Origin of the sequence: Rhodococcus sp. As11, from assembly GCF_048957735.1 — a bacterium.
Lineage (GTDB): Bacteria > Actinomycetota > Actinomycetes > Mycobacteriales > Mycobacteriaceae > Rhodococcus > Rhodococcus gordoniae.
This window is the reverse complement of the sequence record NZ_JARDJE010000032.1, coordinates 18,462-34,484: the sequence shown is the minus strand read 5'-3', so window position 1 is coordinate 34,484 and position 16,023 is coordinate 18,462. Positions and strand designations below refer to the sequence as shown.

The 16,023-nt window shown below is 64.2% G+C and carries 17 protein-coding genes; 4 read left to right on the top strand and 13 right to left on the bottom strand.

What is annotated here, in order from left to right:
* Nucleotides 1-480: 480 nt before the first annotated feature.
* From PV766_RS23200 to PV766_RS23180, 5 genes are all read right to left on the bottom strand, one after another.
* Complete coding sequence (locus tag PV766_RS23200) at nucleotides 481-1,344, bottom strand: Abi family protein (RefSeq protein WP_421098013.1); 864 nt, start codon at nucleotides 1,342-1,344, stop codon at nucleotides 481-483.
* A 158-nt stretch (nucleotides 1,345-1,502) separates the two neighbouring features.
* On the bottom strand, nucleotides 1,503-2,288 hold the full coding sequence (locus PV766_RS23195; protein ID WP_421098012.1) for a DUF1883 domain-containing protein: 786 nt from the start codon (nucleotides 2,286-2,288) through the stop codon (nucleotides 1,503-1,505).
* Between the two features lie 9 nt (nucleotides 2,289-2,297).
* Entirely contained in the window at nucleotides 2,298-2,936 is a 639-nt protein-coding gene (locus tag PV766_RS23190; RefSeq protein WP_421098011.1) for a hypothetical protein, read from the bottom strand.
* A gap of 428 nt (nucleotides 2,937-3,364) precedes the next feature.
* Nucleotides 3,365-4,534 (bottom strand): helix-turn-helix domain-containing protein, encoded by a 1,170-nt coding sequence (locus tag PV766_RS23185; protein ID WP_421098010.1) that lies wholly within the window; start codon nucleotides 4,532-4,534, stop codon nucleotides 3,365-3,367.
* A complete protein-coding gene (locus PV766_RS23180) occupies nucleotides 4,531-5,268 on the bottom strand; it encodes a hypothetical protein (RefSeq protein WP_421098009.1) in 738 nt (245 codons plus the stop codon). The genes PV766_RS23185 and PV766_RS23180 overlap by 4 nt, the downstream gene beginning before the upstream one ends.
* On the opposite strand from PV766_RS23180, the gene PV766_RS23175 reads away from it, so the two are divergent.
* Entirely contained in the window at nucleotides 5,251-6,471 is a 1,221-nt protein-coding gene (locus tag PV766_RS23175; protein ID WP_421098008.1) for a hypothetical protein, read from the top strand. The genes PV766_RS23180 and PV766_RS23175 overlap by 18 nt on opposite strands.
* Before the next feature lie 595 nt (nucleotides 6,472-7,066).
* Here PV766_RS23175 and PV766_RS23170 read toward each other — a convergent pair.
* The 5 genes from PV766_RS23170 to PV766_RS23150 all read right to left on the bottom strand — a co-directional run bounded on the left by PV766_RS23170 (nucleotide 7,067) and on the right by PV766_RS23150 (nucleotide 11,776).
* Nucleotides 7,067-7,912 carry a hypothetical protein gene (locus PV766_RS23170; protein WP_254584458.1) on the bottom strand — a complete coding sequence of 282 codons (846 nt, stop codon included), beginning with the start codon at nucleotides 7,910-7,912 and terminating at the stop codon, nucleotides 7,067-7,069.
* Entirely contained in the window at nucleotides 7,909-8,898 is a 990-nt protein-coding gene (locus tag PV766_RS23165) for a DNA adenine methylase (protein WP_421098014.1), read from the bottom strand. The genes PV766_RS23170 and PV766_RS23165 overlap by 4 nt, the downstream gene beginning before the upstream one ends.
* Nucleotides 8,899-9,501: 603 nt before the next feature.
* Nucleotides 9,502-9,666 carry a hypothetical protein gene (locus PV766_RS23160; RefSeq protein WP_421098007.1) on the bottom strand — a complete coding sequence of 55 codons (165 nt, stop codon included), beginning with the start codon at nucleotides 9,664-9,666 and terminating at the stop codon, nucleotides 9,502-9,504.
* Nucleotides 9,667-10,167: 501 nt separating this feature from the next.
* Nucleotides 10,168-10,500, bottom strand: a complete 333-nt coding sequence (locus PV766_RS23155) for a hypothetical protein (protein WP_421098006.1) — start codon at nucleotides 10,498-10,500, stop codon at nucleotides 10,168-10,170.
* A 454-nt stretch (nucleotides 10,501-10,954) separates the two neighbouring features.
* Nucleotides 10,955-11,776: a hypothetical protein gene (locus PV766_RS23150; RefSeq protein WP_421098005.1), complete on the bottom strand. Its 822-nt coding sequence runs from the start codon at nucleotides 11,774-11,776 to the stop codon at nucleotides 10,955-10,957.
* Nucleotides 11,777-12,218: 442 nt separating this feature from the next.
* Here PV766_RS23150 and PV766_RS23145 point away from each other — a divergent pair, with 442 nt between their 5' ends.
* Nucleotides 12,219-12,701, top strand: a complete 483-nt coding sequence (locus tag PV766_RS23145) for a GNAT family N-acetyltransferase (protein WP_054720494.1) — start codon at nucleotides 12,219-12,221, stop codon at nucleotides 12,699-12,701.
* A 14-nt stretch (nucleotides 12,702-12,715) separates the two neighbouring features.
* On the opposite strand, the gene PV766_RS23140 is transcribed toward PV766_RS23145, so the two are convergent.
* A complete protein-coding gene (locus PV766_RS23140; protein WP_421098004.1) occupies nucleotides 12,716-13,909 on the bottom strand; it encodes an IS110 family transposase in 1,194 nt (397 codons plus the stop codon).
* 785 nt (nucleotides 13,910-14,694) lie between these two features.
* Here PV766_RS23140 and PV766_RS23135 point away from each other — a divergent pair.
* Nucleotides 14,695-14,862, top strand: coding sequence for a hypothetical protein (locus tag PV766_RS23135; protein ID WP_421098003.1), 168 nt, complete (start codon nucleotides 14,695-14,697; stop codon nucleotides 14,860-14,862).
* A 265-nt stretch (nucleotides 14,863-15,127) separates the two neighbouring features.
* Nucleotides 15,128-15,274 (top strand): hypothetical protein, encoded by a 147-nt coding sequence (locus tag PV766_RS23130; RefSeq protein ID WP_219130691.1) that lies wholly within the window; start codon nucleotides 15,128-15,130, stop codon nucleotides 15,272-15,274.
* Nucleotides 15,275-15,285: 11 nt separating this feature from the next.
* Here PV766_RS23130 and PV766_RS23125 read toward each other — a convergent pair whose 3' ends face one another.
* Nucleotides 15,286-15,510, bottom strand: coding sequence for a hypothetical protein (locus tag PV766_RS23125; RefSeq protein ID WP_033098729.1), 225 nt, complete (start codon nucleotides 15,508-15,510; stop codon nucleotides 15,286-15,288).
* Between the two features lie 66 nt (nucleotides 15,511-15,576).
* A complete protein-coding gene (locus PV766_RS23120; protein ID WP_264722275.1) occupies nucleotides 15,577-15,921 on the bottom strand; it encodes a hypothetical protein in 345 nt (114 codons plus the stop codon).
* Nucleotides 15,922-16,023: the final 102 nt, after the last annotated feature.

Sequence of the window (16,023 nt, the reverse complement as noted above, 5' to 3'; positions counted from 1 at the left end):
TGCGTTGCGCTCGCAGGTCTTGGCCCGCGGTGCTGCATCGGGCATAGCCGATCAGGATTCCGTCCATGAGGCGACGATCGTGCTGTTTGGGTCAGCTATACGAGACCGATATGCAGGACGGTTAAACAGGACGGTCGGACGGCCGTCTTCCGCAGGACACGATCGAGTGCCGGGCCGTTTCGGGGTGTGCTGTTTGGGGATCGTCAAACAGCACATCTGTTGCAGTGGTGTGCTGCGGTCCCCACTGGCGGCCGGTCGCGTCCAACCTCAGGATGGTTCGGGGATCTGACTTCCGTGGCGGTGAGCCCAACCGGCCGTCCTTCGGATGACAGCGGAGCTGGGAGGTTGATACCCTAGTTGAGACTCTCGGTGCCACACATCTGGATGCACACCTTCACCGAGCAGGACCGATGTGCAGATCCAGTCCCCATCAGGTGTCACTGAACCGACTTTCGTCAGCCAGCCACAGTTGTCACAGGGCTACTTTAGCGACGGATGCGTCAGTCCATCGCAGAGCCAGGCGGGTTCGGCTTCGATAAAGTCCCAGAGGGCGTCGGAGTAGTCATGGGTGTTGCGGACGGTGTCGACCAGATGGGCAAGCGTCATGATCCAGGCCCAGGGCGTGTTCTTGTAGATAGATTTATCGCGATCGGTCTGCACCTTGCGGGGCGCCTCGAGCTCGACGCCGTGGCTTCGGTTCCAGATCCGACCGTGATGCGCGCAGACGTTTCGCAGCACGGTCATCGCGCGAAATGTGCGAGCTGCGTGACTGTGCTTGAGATCGAACCTGGTTGCCAGAGGCTTCAATACGCCCTCGACATCAGTTGTGAGGCCGTACATCTTCGAGGTGGTGCCCAAAGACATCACCTCGACAGCTGCCCAGATCGGCATGGGTTCGCCACGGGTCTCATGGTGCTTGGAGAACCGCTCGGTAGAGCGACCGAGATCCTCCTGGATGGACTTGAACAGCGTATCGCGAGCCCCGTTCCGGTACTCGTACGCCGTCTCCTCCAGGTAGCCGTCGGGCCCGGTGGACTGGCCCATCAGGTACGCAAGCTGGGAGCGGAAAACTACCTCAAATTCTGCCAGTCCTTCGTGGAGCTTTCTGGCCAGCTGCTGGTCGAAAAGATAGGCCGCTCGAATGTCGGCGAACGTAGCGCTGACATCGAACCGATTGTTGCCGGCGGCTGGGTTGATCTGGAAATACCGGAAGTAGCCGCTCAGTCGGTAGTAGTTGTGGTCACAGAGGAGCTGCTGGACCAGGGCCAAGTCGGTACCGGCAAGAGCGAGCCCATTGTCCCGGAGCTTCTGTACCTGCTGCTCAACGGTGAGAAACGGCTTCACCGGAATAATGATAGTAAAGAGCCCGCCGAAGTGAGGAAGCTTGCGCTCTAGCCTTGGCGGGCATCGTTGACACAAACGATAACGTGAACAGCCCCGCGGATCAACCGCCTGACGATGTGGCAGCCAGTTTCAGATGAGGGTGTAGCTCCCGAATGACGCTACACATCGACGGCGTCTTGAACGACCTCGGCGATCTCGGCCGCGATATCTGCCACGGTGCTCACAGAGGTGTTGCGGGCGATCTTGTCGACCAGGGACGGCGACTGCCTGGCAATCTCGTCTCTCGAAATTTCGTGCCAGATCGGCAGCATCCGCTGGTTGCCATCGACGCTCATTCCCACGATTCCGTCCAGCTCGTATTGAGGCCACCCCTTTGCGAAAAAGGACTTGGACAAGATGACGACTCCAAACGCACTGTGCGCAAGCCCGTAGTCGATCTTGCGGCGCAGGCTGTCCCCGATCCGCAGCTCGGTCTTATCGAGCCAGACCCTGAGCCCACGGACGCGCAGTTCTTCGGCGAGCGGCTCCGCGACACGCTCCTTGTCCTCGCTCGCGTGGGAGATGAACACATCCCAGGTCTCGCCGTTGTCGTCTGGCCCGAGCGGGGGGCGCTCGTGGCGGATTCCGTCTAGGGACTGCAGTGGATCGGACTTCGCAGCAGGCAGCGGCGGGGGTTCCACCTCCACTGAGTGCCGGACACTCGTGGCCTTGAGTCCCATGAGATCGATTGTTACGTACCAACTACCGGTACGTGGAACGCGAATGCGGAACGGCGTCTTCGTGACCAGACCACCGCTGCAACGATGGTTCCGACCGTTCTTGTAGGCGTTGAAGTTGGTGCTGTCCATGAGGCGGACATTGGCTGCCGTGCTCAGGCGCACTACGACGGTGGAACCCTTCTCGAGTCGGTTCCAGTGATACCGGTAGAACTTCGTTCCTGCCATAGCGCGATCTCACCCAACCTTCTCGAGGAGCCGGCGTAGGCGCGTGGCGCCGCGGCCCGAGACTCCCACGGCCATTACGTAGGATGCTGCCTGCTCCGGCGTGATGAGACCTGCCTGGACATGACGTACCAAGTGATTGCGAGCGTGCGTTTTCTCGTGCGACCCGGTCCAGCCGTTATTTCCACCGAAGAACACTGCGTGGTCAAGGTCCGCTATGACAACGTCCGACAGATTGCCAGCGCTGGCGCTGCCGTCCAGCAGATTGACCGCTCCGACACCTGCTGCCCACTCAGCAAGCGGGAAGCTCACGGTCTCGACCACAGCGATCGAGTAACCGCGAGCGAGGTCGAGTGCGAGATTCAAGGTCCGCTCGTCCGGCACGTAGGCCAGTACCGGACCACGATCGAATCGTTTCTTGCTCTGTGGCGTTGCCTGACCGCCAGCTTGAATAATCTCTTCCAGACGCTCGATGCCCCAAGCCTTCTGGAGGGTGTTGGTCACCAGGAGCGGCTCGACCCCTTCAGTTTCACTGCGCTCCCAGATCCAGTCGGCAGCAAGACCTGCAGCCTCATCCCACGGACGCTCGGGATTATCATCGGGCACCCAAGCGGCGGCCTGCAGGTGAGACCTTGGGTGTGGATCGCCCACCGGGCACCTCCTCTCACACAGAGTTAAAGTAGCTGTACTGAAGATTGTCATGAGGCACCGACAGGTTCGTTGCTAGCGGGCATAGGGTGAGCACATGAAACTTGAATCGCCTCGATGCCCATCTTGAGCCCTTGGGCACGCGCTTGTGGTGACCGACAGCAAGGGCATCGCTCTGAGGATCGAGGTCGTCCGTTGGATCACGCTGGAGATGTCGAGATGTCAGAGATCCGAGCAGGGAAAATGGATAGTCTCGCCGGTACGTACCTTCCGATGGCGGTAGTGGATGTGAAGGGTCCCGAGCACTTCTCGGCGGACCCGAGGTATCGCGCTCCGGCGACGGAGACACCCTTCTGCTGAGGTGCATCTGCGGGACCTGGGACTGCAGTCCCGTTCGATGCCGAAGACCAACAATGGTGACCCCCACGTGGTCAGACGAGCTTCAGTTCCGGTCGGGTGTCTCCCTGGCCGAGGAGAAGTCGCAGACGGGGAAGGGTTATTCGCAGTTCGGCGGCGAGCTCCTTGAGCGTGAATCCGTGAGATTCGGCCACCTCGAACGCCGACCGAAGCAGTGCCGGCTTTTCCCCTGGATAACTGTCGACCGGCTCGTGGACGAACAGGCCCGAGGAACGGAGTGCGGCCAGCCGTTGGTGTGCGCGTCGATAGGTCGCTTCGGAGACTGCCCCAACCTCCTTGCATCGGCGCAGAAGCGAATCGACCGATACACCCCACTGCACACTCAACTCGCCGAGTTTGGCGAAATCGAGTCGCGGCGGTAGCAGCGGGGTGATCTGGGCTTGCGGTGTCAAGAACTCGGCGGCGAACAGGTCCGCTTCCCGCTCCTGCTGGGTGTCTCCCGGCAGACAAGCGCTGTGCATCAACAGATGTCCGAGTTCGTGCGCAGCGCTGAACCGGTGCCGATACACATCGTCTGCGCGGTCAGGGGTGAGCACGACGATGGGCCGCGGCAGCTTGGATGTGGAGAAGGCGTCGACGCTTGCGGTTGCTGTGCCGGCGAACGGCACCAGGGTGACGATGATGCCGTGCTGTTCCATCGTGCGCACCATGCGGGAGATCCGGCGCGTGCCCAGGCCCCAGTGCTGGCGCAGTGCTCGCGCCGCGGCCACCGGATCGGTGGGGAAATCGGTCTGCTCGACTTCTCCGGCGGAGAATCCGGGAAGGGCGACGGCTGGGAGCCGCACCCGCTTTTCCAGGGCATAGGTCAGTTCCCAGACCTGTTCGGTGAAGGAGATCGCTTTGTCTCGTTGACTGACCGGGGTCCGGCGCAGACTGCGGAAATGAGCGTCGGCAGCATCGAGGCGCGCGTACGGGCGGCCAGCGGCGAGAAAGGCGACCGGGACGTCGAGGACCCGGGCCAAAGCGTCGACGTTGTCCGGTCGGGGGCTCGCGGTGCCGGCCTCCCACTGGCCGACTGCCACCGCCGAGACTCCGATCCGATCCGCGACGGCCTTCTTGGTCATCCCTACCAGGCGGCGGGCCTGAGTCAGACGTGCTGCGTCGAACGCGCCGCGACCGAGTTCGGTCGCGGCCAGATCACCATCCTGCAGAAGATGCAGCTGCCCTGCCTCGCGTGTACTCAACGCTCCTCGCTACCGGAGATCCGTTCGTCGGTGTGCTGCTGTTCCGGGACGACCGCTTCGGTGGGCGTGCGCACGGACAAATCGAATCCTGTGTCGTCCTCGACGTCCGAATCGAACCTGTCCGCCTTCGCGCCGCTGTGGCCGACCGGGTGCAGTGCCGGGGCGACAATGGCGGCATCGGCGAGCGATTCCCATCGCGGCCAGGCCAGCTGCCCGGTCTTCGCGTTCACCAATTCCGCATCGCCCCAGCCGAAGTCGAACAGTCCGTCAGGGGACGCCGACACCCACAACGTCACGGTGCGGCCGCCGACCCGGGTCATCTGCGCACGGAACTGTTCTTCGTCGGTGAAGAGCTGGTCGATTTCCTCCTCGCTCATCAAGGCGTGGTCGAGCGTCATCTGAGACTCCACAGTGGTAGGAGTCAGCGTCATCAGGTGCTGTTGCAAGTGCGACACTCTCGGCAGCCTGACCTCGGGCAACGGAACTCGTCCCTCGCCGGGGACTCGCCACCAGTACAACACCACTCCGGTTTCCTCGATGACGGGGAACTCGTAGCGCGCGCGATGCCCGGCCGGTTTGCGGGCCGAGATTCCCGGGACGTCCCGCAGTTTCCGGAGCAGCCGCCGATTCAGGTGCCCCCGCAGCGCCGTGCCGTACGGGTCCCGCTCCGGAAGTCCGTGTTCGGCGTGGACCCGTAAGGCAGCATCCTGCGCCTCGTGGACGGTCTCGATCACCGCGTTGTGCACAAGCGCGGCGACGCCTCCGAACCGTTCGACCGCGTATGCGGAAAGCTCAGCTTCTCCCAAGATCCGCCCCTTACCGGCTCAGTTGATCGACCACATCGACCGTGTACGCTTTACTTTATCACCTATTTCTATCAACCGTTGAAACTCACTCCGCCGGTCTACTGTCTCGATTCCGCCCGGCAGAAAGCATGGAACATGCTGCGCATCTATCTCGACCAGAACAAATGGATCGATCTGGCACGCGCGGCAGTCGGACACCCGCGGGGCAAGGACTTCGAAGACGCACTGGCGGTGTGCCGCGCAGCCGTCCAGTCCGGGGCCGTTTCGTTTCCTCTGGATCTTTACCGATACTGGGAAACCGGCAGGCGAGGCGCCGATCGTTCCCGTAACCAGCTCGTCGATGTCATGCGCGAACTCTCCCGGCAGCACACGATGACGACACCGTTCAGCGTGTTGGATTACGAACTCGACTGCGCGCTCCAACGCCGCTACGGGTATCCTTCTCGTCCGCGCACCCCGCAGCTGTTCGGCATAGGCATACGCCACATTGCGGGCAACCGCATTACCTGGCCCGACCTCGACAACGTCCCGGATGAAGCGAACGCGCTCCCGCCCGGCGTCCGAGATCAGCTGCGCACCGTCGTATCCCAGTACCTTGAGGAAGCGCTGCTTCGCGCCGGACCCTCGACCTACCGTGAACTCGGCTTCGACCTCACCGACTCGTCTTTCGGCGAACAATTCGTCGATTTCGAAAATCTGGTGGCTGACACCCTCGAGCACCACAACATCACTGGCGAGGCCATCGACGTTGCCGTTCGCGCAACCGATTTCAGCGACATCCGCCCCGCGCTGACCACTGCGCTGGGCAATATCGGGATCACCTACGAGCAGTTCGAGAACGACCACACCGTTTCCGATCGGATCCGTTTCGTCGACGACCTCCCCACCCGCTATGTCACCAACGTTCTCCGCAGCGCCAAACACCGCCAGAAGCAACAGAAATGGGAACCACACGACTTCGTCGACATCGTCGCGTTGCCGGTCGCCGCCGTCTACTGCGACGTCGTCGTCACCGAGAAGCAATGGATCCACCAGATGCGGCAAGGCAAGATCCACGAGCGCTACTCCACCCGCATACTGTCGAACGTCAACGAGCTCATCGACGTGATCGTCTCCGCGTCGGTGACCTGACACCCTACCTCGGCCCGCCTACCACCGTCGAAAACGAAGATGTCGCCGCTTCGATCTTGAGGAGAAGTCTCCAATGGCCCCGCCGGGAATGCGCGATAGGAACCCCGAGCCGCTCACTTCGGCGATTGCGAACTTTTGAGGTCCTGCGGTATCGACCGGACGGCACGGCGGCCAGTCATCGTGTTCGACGAGCGTCGCACGAGCTGGTCGTTACCATGAGGTATGGAACGTCATGTTCGATCGAACCCGTCCCTCGATACGGGAAGCGCTGAAGGGCCGAAGACTCGATCGCGAATCGGACGGCTGATCCGATGGCTGAGTTTTCACCTTCGCCACCTCATGGATGATCGGAAGCCCAGTGGATATTTGAGCATCGCGCCACGGCGTCCGGACGGCACCCGTGGACCGATCTTTCCCTTCAACTCGAGCGGCGGCGGTGCCGGCTCCGGTGGGGCATAGATCGGCGTTCGGGATTCGATCCGGGCGTGCGTAGTTGCATCTCACTCCGTCGAGACCCCCTCCAATACGATGCCCGGACGCAGTGACCGGCTGAACCTAGCGAAGAAGTCGTATTGGTGCTTGCGTGAGCCGTTGGTCAGAGTAGTCGGCGAAGCCGGGCGGCCTCGTCGAGATCGTGACGGAACCGGTCGAGGGTGGCAAGGGTGTACATGCCGTCGATCTGCTGGTCGACCCATAGTTGGTGGATGCTGCGCAGGTCCGCCTGGCGGGATTTCCAGCCGATGCCGTCGATGACCGCGATGACGAACTGTCGAGGCAGGCGCACGTCGGCCATCTCCTCGATCTCTCGGACAGCGTCCGTGAGTTTACTCCCGGTGGAGTCGAACCCCTTTGCCGCAACTACGATTTCGGCGGAGTTTCCATCTGGAACGACAAGATCGCAGGGAGCTGTTCGCCCCTGACGTCCAGTGAATCGTGTGCGGGTCTTGTAGGGGATGCCGAGATCTTTGACGATGGCTTCGATCTCGTCTTCGACTTTGCGGCCGGACTTGCCGGCGCGAGTGGCCGTGACACGGGTGCCGGCTCGGGCGACAAGCACGTCCCCGAAGTCGTATTGACGGTGAAGCTGGACCCGTAACATCCTCAGCAGATCGAAGTGGACCTCCAGCCAGTCGATGAGCTGTGCAGGGCGGGTGCGGGCGAGAGTGACCCAGCCGGACGTATCGAATGCGTCTTTGAGGGCGTTTTTCAGTTTCTCCTGGGAGAGCCCCACCGTCAGACCGAGTACCGGCACCTGTGCGGGATGGTTCGCGATCCACTCGGCGAGGTGCTGGGTCGTGAAGTTGTCAGGCAGGTGTGAGGCGAGAGATTCGGCGGCTTCGCGAATCTCTTCTGCTTCGGGGGTGGAGGCGGTGGGGTCGACGTGGGCGGTGAGGCGGCCCAGGGTGGACAGGTACTGCTCGAACGGAACGGCTTGGCTCACTGGTCCCGCCCGATGAACAGGTATTCGCTGACGTCCCGGCGTGTGGCCGCGATGTGGGTGCCGAAACTGTACTTGTGGTCGATGGCGATGACCTCGACCGACTCTTTGACCTTGCCGAGCAAGTCGACGATGCGGTCGCGGTCGGGAATGGCGTTCGACGAGTACGACAGCACGATTGTGCCTGCGTTCTGAAAGTGTTCGAAGGTGCGCAGCAGGGCGTCTTCGATGGTGCGTTTGTAAGCGAAGGGGGTGAATCGCTTTTCGAGTTTCTTGGTCTTGGTGTTCTCCATGATCGTGACACCGCGCCAGTACAGGCTCAGCCCCTCGAGGAAGTGGTAACGCTTGATGTAGTCGTTGTCGTCGCTGGGCGGGGCGTAGGGAGGGTCGAGGTAGACCAGATCAGGGGTGTTGGTCTGCAGATCGAACACGTCGCCGCTGACGGCGCGGCTCTTGGTGCCGTTGCTGAACACAGTGGCGTTGTATTCGGCGGCCCGCTCGCGGAAGTGCTCGCGCAGCGACATTTGTAGATCTCGTCGGCCGTCGGCGTAGCGGGTCGAATCGGTGAAGGTGAATACCCCGCGGGGTTGCCTCCGGGCCGCAGAAAGGACCAGGGCGGAGATGGCCAGATCGCGGCGGTAGCCGCGGAGTTGGTCGATGTGAGACCAGGCGGAGTCGAGGAACTTGCGGTCCTCGGGGGTGAAGTACAGGCCGTCGAAAGTGGACTGGATGAAGTCGCGGTCATCGGCGGGTGGTCCGCAGATCTGGTCGATGAGGTCGGCTTCGAGGCGCACGGTGGAGTTCTCGACGGTGGCGCGGGCGATAACTGAGGGAAAGTGAAGGAAGTCGTTGCTCGTGACCTGGTAGCCCTGAGCCTTGAGCAGATAGGACACGACACCAGAGCCGGAGAAGGCGTCGACGGCCGTAGTACCCCCGATATCGGCGAAAGTGCGCTCGAGGTGGGGCAGGAGCCGGTACTTCGAGCCCATATAACGCAGTCGAGGGAACTGCTGGGCTTTGGCGACGATGTCCGTCGACACGGGGGTTGCGGTCACGCCATCAAGCTTGGCATGAGGGTCCGACTGCATGGTGAAAGGGGAGGTGGTGTCGGCCGGGTCAGCTCGTGTATGCGGCACACAGGTCCTGCGCCCGGCACCGCCTCACAAAGGTAGCTTCGAGACCGTTCCGTCGGTGGTCACCTATACCGTCCTGTCTTGACGAAAGGGAGTCTCGGTGGGCATGTCAGCGTCGGAGCGCGCAGAGCTTTCTCTACCAGAACGAACCCCGTCCCGAGCACCGGGCGCGTAGCCCCCTCCACCTGGGAACGCGCTCGTTCGACACCGCTCGATTGGTCCCTCAGTCGGTCCGAGATGTCTATTTCATCGATCGGTACACCCAAGGCGAGATAGATCTCCGCTTGGTGGACCGTTCCAAGGGATACACGTCGTATCAGGAGGCCGTGGCTCATGTGGCGGATCTGCGCTTCGATGACCGGTCCTGCCATTCCGGTTGGTCGACTGCGTAACTCCTCGACCGCATGACCTTGCAGTCGGCCACCCGACATAGGAGCTGATACCTGCCGGACTCGGATTTCAGGCGACAGCCCAGGTCAGCAGGTCGAGCAGACGCACATCGGTCAGGCTCGCGATCCGGCGTACCTGCTCGGTCTCGGACTGCTCCAGGCGGCGGCGCAGCAGCGGGAGGGCACCGCTGTCGAGGTTGGTGCACACGTCGTCGCGGATGGCTGCCCAGAACATCTTTTGCCTGCCGCGGTGGGGATATTGGGCAGCTGCGGCACGAGCGTGGGGCCGGTAGAACGCCATGACCTTCGAGTCGAGGATGGGGAACAATCCTGGGCGTTTGAGGGTGGAGCACCTTGCTGATCTTGGCTAAGCCCACGTGCCGGGGAGCGGCGGTGCGGAAATGCTCGTAGAGAGCTTCGGCATGGTCGTAGAGTTCGCCGCCCAGGTTCGGGTCGGCGTCGACCAACTGTGCCTCGATCGGCACCGGCGCCCATGGGGCGTCGACGGCGGTGCGGATGAACCAGTCGCGTTGGGCGTGGCTGATGCGGGAGCGCACCTTGTGGGTGCGGGCGATCTCGTCGGCGGTGATCACCGCGGCGGGTCCGGGTCCGGGCAGGTCGTAGCGGGTCACGGTCACTGCCGGATAGCCGTGGGTCTTGGCGACCGCGGTGTCGATGTCGATGCTGCGGCCGGCGATCACCAACGCGGTGGCCGTGGCCTCACTCCCGGTGCGGTTCATAGCTTCTGCCGCCTCGCCGGGTCCGGGTCGGTGTCGTTGTTTCCCGGGTCTGTGTGTGGAGTCGCGGCGGACGTGCCTGCGTTCGTTGCAGTACGGATTTCCGTCGGGTCCGGCCGGCTCGAGGTGCGGATGGTGCGAGCGAGTGCCCGCAGCTGCTGCAGCGATCGGATTCCGTCGGGGACGTTGTCGTCGGCGGGTGGTCGTCCCCCTCGGTGGCAGGCGCGGAAGTCCTCGGTGCCGGTCTCGTTCATCGCATCGTGGAGGTCGTGTGCTGCGGTGATGTACTCGGCGCGGTCCTGCTCGGTGAGCGAGCCGAGGTAGCTGTCCAATGTCTCGATCTGCGCTTGGGCGTGGGTGTGCGCTGCCGCGTCGGCCTTCGTCTGCGCGGGGGTGCCGAGCCGGTGTGATTCGGTGGTTGGCGCGTGGGCTGTGGTCGATCGTGTGCGGAATCAGCCCGCGTAGTACGGTGAACATCGTTGTCCTCGGTGCGTGTTCGGTGGCCTCTCATCATGCACGCCACCCGAGACGATTCGACCATGCATCGACTCTGGACGGATGCGATTCCCGCAGGGCCCCGGGTTCAGGTGGGCAGACGACACCCCAGGGGTGTCTACGACGTCGCCGCCCTGGTCGGCGATGAGTGAGTGCCTGACCGCAGAACCCATCCCCGCCGCAAGGGGTACGGCGGGGATGGCCGGATCGAAGTATGCCAGGTCGACCCCTTTCGAACCTCGAGGTCGACCAGCTGCGGCAGTCGGCAGAACAGGGAGCCGGCTGGGGGGTTCAGGGGCCGGCCGGGGGTGTGCGCAGGTCCTGGAGTTCGGCGCGCAGTTCGGCGATACGTTCGCGGGCGGCTTCGGCTTGCGCGTGTGCGGCGGCGGCGTCGGTGCGGGCGGTCTCGGCGCGGTCGCGTTCGGCTGCCGCGGCGGTGCGGGCGGCGGTGAGTTCGGCGTCGAGCCGGCGGGTGTGTTCGGCTGCGGTGGCCGCCGCGGCGTCTTTCGCGGCGATCGCTCGGGTCAGCCGCTCGCGGTGCTTGTCGAGCTGCCCGGTGAGCAGCTCGATCCGGTGCTCGAGGCCGGCGATCTGCTCGCGGTGGGTCGCGGCGGCCTGATCGAGCTGCTGCTGCCAGCGGTCGTGGGCTGCGGCGTGGTCGGCCCGGGCTGCGGTGAGCTGGGCGAGGGCCTCGGTGGCCTCGGCGTCGGCGGCCGTGGCGGCGGCATCGGCGTCGGCGCGTTCGGTGCGCGCGGTGTCGAGTTCGTCCCGCAGTGCCGCGATCTCGGCGGCGGCGTCGGCCCGGACCTTGTCGGCCTCGGCCTGCACGCGCCGCAGCTGCGCATCGATCGCCGCCGGATCGGTGAGCAGATCGGTCGCGGTGGTGATCGACGACGCGATCGTCGTCAGCGTCTCGAGCATCGCCTGGGTTTCGCGGCGCAGCAGTGGTACCGCGTCGGCGAGGGTGCCGATCGCCGAGGTCGGATCGGTCGGCAGTGCGTCCTGTTGTTGCTGGGCGCGGGCCTTGTCTTTCTGGCGTTGCCGCCAGGCCCGTACCCGGTCGGCGTCGGTGGCGTATTCGCGGCGCCGTCCCCCTCTGGCTTCCTCGGCCATGACCTCGCCCTCCCGACCCGATGATGTTCCGTATCCGGCATCGTAACACCGTTCGTAACGTACGTATCATGATACGTACGTTATGAATGGGGGGATCGATGCTCGGACCAGGCGATCGGCCCCTGCCGTCGGCGTACCTCCCGAGGCTTCTGCGCCCCGGGCACCTCGTCGACTGCTCCCTCGCCATGGACGGGGGCCGCGGTGGTCATCGGTGATGTCATCGCCCGCGAGGGCGCCGTGGCAGCCTGGTCGATCCCCCGGGTCGGTCGTTCGAGGGGCAGGACGGTGCCGGCGGACCCACTTCCCCCGCTTTGTGGGACGGCAGTGACCGCGACCGAGGCGGGTACTCAGGCCGGTGCGGGGGGTGTCCCTATGTCGGTGTCAACCACGCGGAGGACGCCACTGAAGTGCGATCCGGCTGGGCCTGGAATAGTCGACACGCATGGAAACGGTTGTGACGCTGTCGAGTGGTGACGCGGGTGAGCTGCTGACGTTGCAGCGGGCTGCGTATGTGACTGAGGCGCAGGCTCACAACGACTTGAGTCTTCCTCCGTTGACGCAGTCCTTCGACGAGTTGGTGATCGAGTTGGCGCGGCCCGACGTGACCGCGTTCGGATTGCGCGATGAAGCCCGGCGTCTCGTCGCTGCCGTGCGCGTGTATCGAATCTCGGCGGATCCCCGGACCGCGGAGTTGGGGCGGCTGGTCGTGGCTCCGGACATGCAGGGTCAGGGCCGGGGTAGTCGACTGCTCGAGCTGGTGGAAGAGCGACTACCTGAGCAGGTCGCCGATCTGCAACTGTTCACGGGTGAGCACAGCCTCGGCAACCTGCGGCTGTACTCCCGATTCGGGTATCAGGAGACGCACCGCACTCCGACTCCACGTGGCTATGCGCTGGTCCACCTGGCCAAACGAGTGCGCCAGTAACGCGTGGTCTGCGCTCACGCCGCTTCTGCGGTTGGTGACCGGTAGAAGGTTTTGTTCTTGAGCATCGCGTAGAGCACGTCGCAACGTCGCCGTGCGAGGCAGATCAGGGCGGCGTTGTGTTTCTTACCTTCGGCCCGTTTGCGGTCGTAGTAGGCACGGCTGGTCGGGTCGTGCAACGCGGCGAACGCGGACAGGAACAACGCCCGTTTGAGTTTGCGGTTCCCCGACCGAGCGGGATGCTCACCGCGGATCGACGAGCCGGAGCGGTGGGTCACCGGTGCGATACCAGCGTAGGCGGCCAGGTGCGCCGCAGACGCGAACGCCGAACCGTCGCCGACCTCTAGCAGGATGCGAGCTGCGGTCCTGACGCCGATGCCGGGCATCGACATCAGGACCGGGGAAAGAGGGTGGTCGTCGAGCATCCTCTCGACGTCGTCGGCGATGCTCCTGCGCTGGTGCACAACTTCTTTCAACGAGTCGGCCAGTTTCGGCAGGACGATCTCGGCGGCGTTGCTGCCCGGAACCGTCACGGTTTGTGCATCCAGGGCAGTGAGGATCTCCTCTGCCAGTCGGGTGCCTATCCGTGGGGCGTGCTTGGTCGCGAGGGAGGTGAGCCGGCGCTTGCCGGCCTTGCGGATGCCGACCGGTCCACCGTACTTCGACATGATTTCGAGCACGGCCGGATGCGCGATCCTGGGGCCGAGGACGCGTTCGAGGGCGGGGTGGATGCCGGTGAGCAATCCGCGGATGCGGTTGCTGATTCGGGTGGCCTCGCCGGCGAGGTCGTCGTCGAATCCGACTAGGACCCCGAGCTCGGCCAGGGCCTCGTCGCCGACATCGACCCGGCGCAGCGTGTGCGGCATCGTGCGGGCGGTGTCGGCGATGATGAACGCATCTCGGGCATCGGTTTTGGCCTGGCCGGGGTAGAGGTCGGCGACGCGGCGCATCGTGAGCCCCGGCAGGTACGCCACGGCATGGCCACAGTCGCGGGCGACGGTGACCGGCAGCGCGCCGATCGTGTTCGGCTGATCGACGATCACCAGCACCGGACCATGCTCGGCCAGGCGGTCGAACACGGCGCGGAGTTTGGTCTCGTCGTTGGGCAGGGCTTTGTCGAACAGGCGGGTGCCGGCGGGGTCGAGTCCGACGGCGTGGTGTTCGCCTTTGCCCACTTCGATGCCGCAGAACACGGCGTAGGTCGGGTCCATGAAGCGTGCCTTTCGTTCCGCTCCGGACGGTCACCGATCCGACGTCGATACCCGGCACCCACGTTACGAAGAGACCTTCCTGGTGCTCGAGGCGCCCAGTCGGCCGTGTCCCTATCAGCGGTCCATCGACGCCACCAGGTTCGGCGACACCACCCCCGGATCATTCGAGAGACAGGGGCAAGAAGTCATACCGAACTTGGCGACCGTGGCCCCGCGGTGCGGGACTACGAAGAAGGTAACGGGGTGCCCGGCATCGGAGGTTCTTCCGCTCTCGATGCCGAGTTTCCTGCGGAAACGATGCGGCAGGCCGATGCTTCCCGAAGTCCGCTCTCGCGTCCCTCCATCGACCTGCCGCCCACCGACTATAACGCCCGAGTCGAACACATGTGCGAAAATCGGTGGTGTGGTGTCCTACGAACGCGCACCGAAACGGTGCCCGAACGGGCACCGACTGGGACCGCACCGGGTGGTCGTGGGCTGGACACCGTGCACCTGCGCGACAGCCCTGCGCCCCTCGGGAGCCACCGGACACCGCACCTATCTGTGCATCGTCTGCGATGCGGAGATCCTCATTCCGCCCCATACGGGGCCACCGTTCTCCGGGGTGCAGTGGCCGCCGAGGCAGACGCAGGAGCCGCCGCGGCCCGGCTCGTCAGGTGAACGAGCAGGCCGGATCGCAGATGGGGCGACCCGCCGTGATCCAGAAAATTAGCTTCGCTAAAATTATGGTTTGAACTGGGAAAACGACACGCCCCTTCCGTCGTGTCGATCGGAGAAGCACCACCATGAAGCCTGGCGATCAGGTGGAGGTCGGCGCACTCGGCACGTTCGTGTTCACCGTCAAGGACGTCGATAAGGACGCCGGCATGGCGATGATCGAGGTCAACGCCGACAGCCCGCTCACGTATCCGTGGCCGGCGCGCGTGAGCGATCTCGTGCCTGTCGAGGACTGACTGCGAGGGCTCTTCCTCCTGTGACGGTCGCTTCCGCTTCACCTGTTTGGTGCCGATCCGCCCGTCCGCTACGGTGACCGCTGCAATCACCCGAGTTCCCCGACAGGTGAGTGATTCCCTGACGGGTCGAAGGATGGTCCCCGGCGCCCCCCGCCGGGGACCATCGCCTTTTCGCTGCTGGGCTGTGCGTGCAGCGGACGACACCGTGGCTACTCTCGGCCGCGTGGAGGGCAGGACGCGAGCTGTCGGGAATGCCGCCGATGCCATGACCGACGATGAGCTCGAGACCGCGATTGCGGCGCTGCACGGCCGTGAGCGGGAGCTTCTCGTCGCCGGGGACAGCGAGGCGGCGTTCGATCTGATGGGCACGAAGTTCGTTCTGCTGTCCACCCTGGAAGGTCGACGACGCTGATCCCTGCGGGGTTACTCCGCGTCCCCGCTGGGCGGGAGCAGCTCATTGATCAGATCGTCGGGCGTTTCACCGGCCTCGAGCCTGTCGATGATCGTACGGGGATCTTCGATGTCGAACTTTCCTGCCATTGCATTGGCAGCGCGGATGTTCTGGGCGATGTGGTTCTTGATAGCTTCTTCGCCATGTGAGGCGAAGATTTCGCAGAGAGCCTGAGTGCGGCTTTGCTTGTCGGGCATGGCGTTCCCTTCGCGGACATCATCCGGTCGTGCTCGGTTCGTGCTGGTTCGTGGCGGTCGGTGCCGTCACTGCCCGACGGTGCGCTTCTTGCGGCGCCGGACCTTCTCGACGTCGGGGAAGGGCTGTCCGTCGTTGTAGGTGTGTTCGAGTCGGTGGGTGTAGTCGGCAATGGCGGCTTCGATGAAGGAGTTGAGCGAGCCGTGGGCGCCGGGATAGACACCGCGCAGGCGCTTCTGGGCGTTGGTGGCGGCGTCGATGACCGTTTCGGCGAGGGTGAAGGTGCGACGACTCACGGTGGGCGGCAGGGTGTGGGCGGGTGCGGCCGGCGTCGGCGTGGCGTCAGCGCGCGGGCCGGGGAGGTTTTCGTCGTCCACATCGGCCCCGCTGAACATGCCGTCGATCTTCGTCACAGACTCTCGTCTCCTTCGTCGAAGGCGGTGTTGTGGTGAGCGCCGCCGATCATGACAGTTCGGTACGACCGGTCTCGGCGCTGGTGTCTACCGTGGCTCTGG

Bases quoted from the DNA above. Each gene is read 5' to 3' on its own strand.
- PV766_RS23195 (WP_421098012.1), bottom strand. From the start codon at position 2,288: ATGGCAGGAACGAAGTTCTACCGGTATCACTGGAACCGACTCGAGAAG.
- PV766_RS23165 (WP_421098014.1), bottom strand. From the start codon at position 8,898: ATGGGCTCGAAGTACCGGCTCCTGCCCCACCTCGAGCGCACTTTCGCC.
- PV766_RS23160 (WP_421098007.1), bottom strand. From the start codon at position 9,666: ATGTTCTGGGCAGCCATCCGCGACGACGTGTGCACCAACCTCGACAGC.
- PV766_RS23150 (WP_421098005.1), bottom strand. From the start codon at position 11,776: ATGGCCGAGGAAGCCAGAGGGGGACGGCGCCGCGAATACGCCACCGAC.
- PV766_RS23145 (WP_054720494.1), top strand. From the start codon at position 12,219: ATGGAAACGGTTGTGACGCTGTCGAGTGGTGACGCGGGTGAGCTGCTG.
- PV766_RS23140 (WP_421098004.1), bottom strand. From the start codon at position 13,909: ATGGACCCGACCTACGCCGTGTTCTGCGGCATCGAAGTGGGCAAAGGC.
- PV766_RS23135 (WP_421098003.1), top strand. From the start codon at position 14,695: ATGAAGCCTGGCGATCAGGTGGAGGTCGGCGCACTCGGCACGTTCGTG.
- PV766_RS23130 (WP_219130691.1), top strand. From the start codon at position 15,128: ATGACCGACGATGAGCTCGAGACCGCGATTGCGGCGCTGCACGGCCGT.
- PV766_RS23125 (WP_033098729.1), bottom strand. From the start codon at position 15,510: ATGCCCGACAAGCAAAGCCGCACTCAGGCTCTCTGCGAAATCTTCGCC.